The following is a 6,933-nucleotide window of genomic DNA, read 5'->3' on the forward strand; positions in this document are numbered from 1 at the left end:
CTCTGATGAACGTCTCGCCGCCGGCCCCCGCTCCGGTCTCCTACCGGACCCCGTACGAGGACGAGTCCGCTTCGCTCACCGTCGTTCCGGCGCGCCACTACTGGCGCTGGGCGGCCGGTGCGGCGGCGCTCGTCCTCGTCACCCAGTTCACCCACGGCCTGGTCACCAACCCGGGCTGGGAGTGGGACACGTTCTTCCGCTACCTGACCGCCGACACGATCCTCAAGGCCGTCTGGGTCACGCTCCAACTCACGCTCTACGGAACGGCGCTGGGCTTCGCGCTCGGTGTGGTCCTCGCCTTCATGCGGCTCAGCAGGAGTGTGATCCTCCAGACCGTCGCCTGGACGTACATCTGGGCCTTCCGTTCCATCCCGCTGATCGTCCAGCTTCTCTTCTGGTTCAACCTGGCTTATCTGTACGAGGAGTTGGGGGTCGGCATCCCCTTCGGCCCGGTGCTGTGGAGCTTCGACACGATGAATCTGGTCGGCGCGCTGTCGGCCGCGGTCATCGGTCTGGCGCTGCACCAGGCCGCCTACGCCGCGGAGATCGTCCGCGGCGGGATCATCTCGGTCGACGGCGGGCAGTTGGAGGCGGCGGCGGCGCTGGGCATCCCCCGGACGCGTCAGCTCCGGCGCATTCTGCTGCCGCAGGCGATGCGCGGGATCCTGCCCAACGCGGCGAACGAGGTGATCTCGCTGTTCAAGGGCACCTCGATCGTCTCGGTGATGGCCATCGGCGAGCTGTTCTACCAGGTGCAGGTGGTCTACGGCAGGAACGGCCGGGTCGTACCGCTGCTGATGGTCGCCACCGTCTGGTACATCCTGCTGACCACCCTGCTCTCCGTCGTCCAGTACTACGTGGAGCGGCACTTCGCGCGCGGCGCCGAGCGCACTCCCCCGCCCACCCCGCTCCAGCGGGCCAGGGCCTTCGCCCACAGGATGCGGACCGCCGCCGCCACCGGAGGTTTCCAGAAATGAGCACGGCCCCCGTCCCCGCCCCGACGGGCACGGCCCCGTCCGGCGCCCGTCCGATGGTCGACATTCGCGGTGTCCACAAGAGCTTCGGGTCCCTCGAAGTGCTGCGCGGGGTCGATCTCCAGGTGGGCGCCGGAGAGGTAGCCGTCGTCCTCGGCCCGTCCGGCTCCGGCAAGTCGACCCTGCTGCGCGGCATCAACCATCTCGAAAAGCTCGACCGCGGCCGCGTCACCATCGACGGCGAGCTGATCGGCTACCGCCGCTCCGGCAACAAGCTGCACGAACTCAAGGAGCGGGAGGTCCTGAAACAGCGTCTGCACATCGGCTTCGTCTTCCAGAACTTCCATCTCTTCCCGCATCTCACTGTGGTCGAGAACATCATCGAGGCGCCGGTCTCGGCGCTGCGCCGGCCGCGCGCGACGGCGCTCGCGCAGGCCGCGGCGCTGCTCGAACGGGTGGGGCTCAGCGACAAGGCGGACGCCTATCCGCGCCAGCTCTCCGGCGGCCAGCAGCAGCGCGTGGCCATCGCCCGCGCCCTCGCGCCGGAGCCCAAGGTGCTGCTCTTCGACGAGCCGACCTCCGCGCTCGATCCGGAACTGGTGGGCGAGGTCCTCGATGTGATCAAGGACCTGGCCCGCAGCGGCACCACCATGATCGTCGTCACCCATGAGATCGGCTTCGCCCGTGAGGTCGCCGACACCGTCGTCTTCATGGACGACGGTGTGATCGTCGAGCAGGGTCCGCCCGCGGACGTACTGGACCGGCCGCGCCACGCGCGGACGAAAGCGTTCCTGTCGAAGGTCCTCTGACCACCGGCTTCCTTGCTCTCTCTCCTGCTGCCTGCACTCTCCTCACCCTTTCTCTCTCCCCCGTCAAGGAGTCGTCCCGTGCCGCCCCGACGTCACTTCCGTATCGCCGCCGCCCTGCTCGGTCTCGTCTCCGCCCTGTCGCTCACCGCCTGCGGCGACCCGGCCGACGGCACGGGCTCCGCACCGGGCTCCGGCGCGGCCACGGCCGGTTCCGGCGACGGCGTCCAGATCAACCTGGGCCCCGACCAGAAGCGGGTCTCCACCTCCGAGGTGGCCTCCATCGCCGCGCTCGTGCCCGCCGAGATCCGTGCGAAGGGCACATTGGATGTCGTCAACTCGGCTGGCTCCGTACCGCCGTTGACGTTCTACGCCACCGACGACCGGACCGTGATCGGGGTGGAGCCCGACATCGCCTCGCTCGTCGCGGACGTCCTCGGGCTCAAGCTGCGCTACCACCCGGTCGACTGGGCGAACATCTTCGTCGGGCTGGACAGCGGCAAGTACGACCTCGGACTCAGCAACATCACGGTGACCGAGGAGCGCAAGGAGAAGTACGACTTCGCCACCTACCGGCTCGACAACATCGCGTTCGAGGCGAAGAAGGGGTCCGACTGGCGGGTGAAGGGGCCACGCGACGTCGCCGGCAAGGCCATCGGTGTGGCCTCCGGCACCAACCAGGAGAAGGTGCTGGTCGACTGGAGCGCGTCCAATGTGGCGAAGGGCCTGAAGCCCACCGACATCAAGATCTACCAGAACACCAGCGACTACTACCTGGCGCTCGGCTCCGGCCGGCTCGACGCCTACTTCGGCCCCAACCCGGTCGCCGCGTACCACGCCGCCTCCACCGGACGGACCGAGATCGTCGGGACGTTCTCGGGGGCCGGGGACGCGCTCCAGGGGAAGATCGCCGCCACCACGAAGAAGGACAACGGCCTGATCAAGCCCGTCCACGAGGCGCTGAACGCCGTGATCGAGAACGGGACGTACGCCAAGGTCCTGAAGCGCTGGGGGCTCGGGGACGAGGCCGTGCCGTCCTCGGAGCTGAACCCGCCGGGACTGCCGAAGACCGCCTCGTAGCGGCGCGGCGCCGCCGGGGCCACTCCGCGCGGCGCCGCCCCCGGCGTTCCCGTCCCGTCGGCGCAGCCATCCCGTCCCGTCGGCGCAGCCGTCCCGTCCCCGTCGGCAGCCGTCCCGTTCGTCCCGTCAGCGCCGCGCGGAATAGTCCACACAGGTCGCGTCATCGTCCACAGGAATCGTCCTAGCCTCGAAGCGTGCCAGCCGCGCGGCACCGGCGCACCCGTACACACTCTCCAGAAACCCCACGGACGGAGAACCCCATGCGCAGGACGAGCGCACGGCACACCCTCGCCATCGCCGCCGCGACGACCGCTGTCGCGCTGGCACTCACCGGAGCGACCGCCGCCAACGGCGCCCCGGCCCCGCAGGACGACGCGCCGACCGCCGCCGCGGCGCCGCGCGGATTCGGCGCCGCCACCACCGGCGGCGCCGGAGGCAGCACCGTCACGGTCACGAACGCGGCCCAGTTCACCGAGGCGGTCCAGCGCAGCGGTGCCCTCATCGTCAGGGTGAACGGCACCGTCGCGCTGAGCAGCATGACCAAGGTGACGGCGAACAAGACCGTCGTCGGAGTGGGCACGGCGGGCCGGATCACGGGCAGCGGCCTCAATGTCAGCAAGGTCAACAACGTGATCATCCAGAATCTCACCTTCACCGGCTCCAACGACGACGCGATCAACGTCGAGTACTCCACCAATGTCTGGATCGACCACAACGACATCTCCAACGCCTACGACGGCGGTGTGGACATCAAGCGGGCGTCCACGAACGTCACCGTCTCGTGGAACCGGGCCCACAACCAGGACAAGAACATGCTGCTCGGGCACTCCGACAGCAACGCCTCCGAGGACAGCGGCAAGTTGAAGGTCACCTACGACCACAACTGGTTCGACGGTACGACGCAGCGCAACCCGCGGGTGCGCTTCGGCAACCCGGTCCACGTGCTGAACAACTACTTCAGCAACATCGGTTCCTACGGCGTCGCGTCCACGGAGAGCGCGGGCGTCCTGGTCGAGGCCAACTACTTCGAGAACGTCAAGGACACCTACCACCTCGGTGAGGCGGCCTCCTCCGCCGGATCCCTGGCCGCGCGGAACAACACCTTCGTGAACTCCACGGCCGGCCAGACCGGCGGCAGTGTGGCGGCCATCCCGTACAGCTACTCCGCCGAAAGCGCCTCGTCCGTCAAGGCGTCGGTGACGGCGGGCGCGGGCGTCGGCAAGATCTGACCGTACGCCGCTCCCCCCGCTCACCTCGTTGTCTCCCCCCACACCCCCCACATCCCGGTGCCCCGCCGCCACCCGGCCGGGCACCGGGCCCACGGGCCGGGGCAGGACCCGCGGACTTCCGCCCGCCGCCGGTCTTGCCCCGGCCCGTGGCCTCGTCTACGTTTCCCGAGGCCCGCGGACACGCGGCCGACGGCGGACGGCACCTGCCGGTGAGCGAGGCACCTCCATGGCTGACGACCCACCCGGCCCAACCGGTCCGTCCCGTCCGGCCGGTGCGCGGCGGCCGACGATCGGGCTCGTCACGGCCAACATCCATCTCGGGGTCGGCGCCACCCTCTGGTCGGGCGCCCTCGCCGCCGCGGAACGGGACGACGTCAACCTGATCTGTTTCCCCGGCGGACCCCTGCGCCACGGCGACGTCCCGCGCAGCGCCCTGTACGAACTGGTGGGCCCCGCCCGGCTGGACGGCGTCGTCTGCTGGAGCTCCACCCTCGGGCTGCCCGCCTCGGGCGAGCGCGCGGAGCGTCTGATGCGGCAGTTGGCGCATCTGCCCGTGGTGAGCCTCAACCAGCCGCTCAGCGGCCAGGAGGACACCCTCACCGTGGACTCGTACGCCGGGATGCGGGAGGCGGTGGGCCATCTCGTCGTCCATCACGGGCGCCGCCGACTCGCCTGCATCCGGGGCCCGTTGGCCAACCCGGTCTCCCAGGAACGCTATCGCGCGTACGCCGCCGCGCTGGGGCGCCACCAGGTGGAGCACGAACGCGCCCTGTCCTGCGCCGCGGTGGACTTCGGGGCGGGCGGGGGCGCGTCGGCGATGCGGGTGCTGATCGAGGCACGGGGCATGGTCCCCGGCACGGACTTCGACGCGGTGGTCGCGTGCAGCGACGTGCTGGCGGCCGACGCGCTGCGGTTCCTCAGGGCGCGGGGCGTCCGGGTGCCGGAGGAGGTCGCCGTCGTGGGGTTCAACGACTCCCCCGAGGCGCGGCTGTCCGACCCGCCGCTGACCTCGGTCGCCCTGCCCTTCGCGGAGTTGGGGGCGCTCGCGGTGGACACGCTCGTGGCCCGTCTGAGCGGGACGCGCCCGCCCGCCCGTACCGCCGTGCCCGGGACGCTGGTCGTCCGCCGGTCCTGCGGCTGTCACTCGCCGCTGGTCTCCCCCGAGCCCCGGCACGGCCCCGGACCCGGCCCCGCGTCCGGACCCGCCCCCGAGGACGGGGACGGTACGGCGGCGCTCCCCGGTCCGGTACGGCGGGCCACGGAGGCCGAGCTGTTCGCACCGCTGCCCAGAGCCGCCCAGGGGCTCGCCGCCGCCTTCTACGGGGACACCCTGCGGGCCGGGCAGCGGCGGCGGGAGGCGGACACCGTCGGGGCGTTCCTGCCGTTGCTGGAACGGCTGGTCGGCGCGCATGTCCGTACCGCCGAGGACGCGGCGGCCTGGGACGGGGCGCTGACGCATCTGCGCGGCCCGGTCGTCGCCACCCTGCCGGCCCCCGGCCGCGCCCACGGTGAACTCCTCCTGGGACAGGCCCGGTTGCTCGTCGCGGAACAGGCGCACCGGCTGCTGGAGTACGAGCGGTGGGCGCAGGGCCAGCAGTCGCAGCGGCTGCGGGAGCTGGGGACGGATCTGACGACCGTGGTGGATCTGGAGGCGCTCACCGAGGTGCTGGAGCGCCACACGGCCGCCGCCGGGATGCCCCGCTGCCGGCTGGTGCTCCACGACGAGACCTGGCGGCGCGCGGAGCGGCCGGTGCGCGGGCTGGCCAGGGCGCTGCTCACCCGGGGCGAACGGCCCACGCGGGGCGAGCCGTTCGTACGCGGCCGGGGCGCGCCGCCCGCCGACGCGGCGTTCCCGGCCTCGCTGCTGCTCCCCGATCCGCTCCTGCCGGGCGAGGGGCGCTTCACGCTCGTCCTCGAACCGCTCCACATCGGCGACGACCATCTCGGCTTCGCGGTCTTCGACGCGGGGACCGCCGAGGAGGCCGGGCGCGCGGGGGCCCTCTACCGCGCGCTCGGTGACCAGATCAGCGCGGCGCTGAAGGGGATACGCCTCTTCGACGAGGTGCGCAGGGCGCGGGACGCGGCGGAGCAGGCCAGCCGGTTCAAGACGCGGCTGCTGGACCAGGTGACGGACGAGCTGCGCACCCCGGTGGAGACGATCCTGCGGCACACCGGGACGGATCCGCGTGCCGCGCTCGACCTGGTGCGCGGGGACGCCTCCCATCTGCTGCGGCTGATCGACAATCTGCTCGACCTGTCCCGGTCCGAGGCGGACGATCTGCATCTGAGCCGGCGGCTCCAGGATCCGGCCCCTCTGCTGGTCCGCGCGTTCGGTGCGTTCCTCGCGGCGCGCGCCCCGGACGGGGACGGCGCGGCGCACGGCATCGGCCACGGCGGGCCGGGCGGCGCGGGGCGGTGGACGGTCGCGGTGCCGGGGCGGCTGCCCGCGATCCCCGTCGACGGCGACCGGTTCGGGCAGATCGTCACGCATCTGCTGTCGGCCGCGCACTCCCATGCAGGGGGGAGCGGGCGGGTGGCGCTCGCGGCCCGGCCGGGCCCGGTGTCGGTCCGGGTGACGGTCACCGTCACCTGGGCTGAGCCGGGGCACGGCGCGGGCGCCGACTCCCGCCCGGAGCAGGACCGTTCGGCCGCCGGGCCGCGCGCGGCCGAGATCGGGCTGGCCACGGCGGGCCGGCTGGCGATGCTGCACGGCGGCTCGCTGGTCACCGAACACCCCGGGCGGCGGCTGCGGTTCGCCCTGGAGCTGCCGCTGCCCACCCCCGGCGGCCGGGCCCCCCCCGCCGCCCGGGCGCGCGCGCACGCGCCGGGGGTCGCGCGCACGGC

At 72.3% G+C, this 6,933-nt stretch carries 5 protein-coding genes; all 5 read left to right on the forward strand.

Annotation, left to right across the window (positions count from 1 at the left end; translation table 11 throughout):
- The first annotated feature begins 5 nt into the window (after positions 1–5).
- Complete coding sequence (locus tag ACFXPK_RS05310) at positions 6–977, forward strand: amino acid ABC transporter permease (protein ID WP_384997586.1); 972 nt, start codon at positions 6–8, stop codon at positions 975–977.
- Positions 974–1,783: an amino acid ABC transporter ATP-binding protein gene (locus ACFXPK_RS05315; RefSeq protein ID WP_385071850.1), complete on the forward strand. Its 810-nt coding sequence runs from the start codon at positions 974–976 to the stop codon at positions 1,781–1,783. The genes ACFXPK_RS05310 and ACFXPK_RS05315 overlap by 4 nt, the downstream gene beginning before the upstream one ends.
- A 78-nt stretch (positions 1,784–1,861) precedes the next feature.
- The gene (locus tag ACFXPK_RS05320) at positions 1,862–2,860 is read left to right on the forward strand and encodes an ABC transporter substrate-binding protein (protein ID WP_385071853.1); all 999 of its coding nucleotides are present in this window, start codon (positions 1,862–1,864) and stop codon (positions 2,858–2,860) included.
- Positions 2,861–3,120: 260 nt separating this feature from the next.
- Positions 3,121–4,089, forward strand: coding sequence for a polysaccharide lyase family 1 protein (locus ACFXPK_RS05325; RefSeq protein WP_385071855.1), 969 nt, complete (start codon positions 3,121–3,123; stop codon positions 4,087–4,089).
- A 226-nt stretch (positions 4,090–4,315) separates the two neighbouring features.
- A partial coding sequence (locus ACFXPK_RS05330) for a substrate-binding domain-containing protein (protein WP_385071858.1) occupies positions 4,316–6,933 on the forward strand: 2,618 nt, incomplete at its 3' end.

Origin of the sequence: Streptomyces sp. NPDC059142 (assembly GCF_042755665.1) — a bacterium.
GTDB lineage: Bacteria > Actinomycetota > Actinomycetes > Streptomycetales > Streptomycetaceae > Streptomyces.

What these genes read in the sequence shown, in the direction of transcription:
- ACFXPK_RS05325 (WP_385071855.1), top strand. Translation starts at nt 3,121, where the DNA reads ATGCGCAGGACGAGCGCACGGCACACCCTCGCCATCGCCGCCGCGACG.
- ACFXPK_RS05310 (WP_384997586.1), top strand. Translation starts at nt 6, where the DNA reads ATGAACGTCTCGCCGCCGGCCCCCGCTCCGGTCTCCTACCGGACCCCG.
- ACFXPK_RS05315 (WP_385071850.1), top strand. Translation starts at nt 974, where the DNA reads ATGAGCACGGCCCCCGTCCCCGCCCCGACGGGCACGGCCCCGTCCGGC.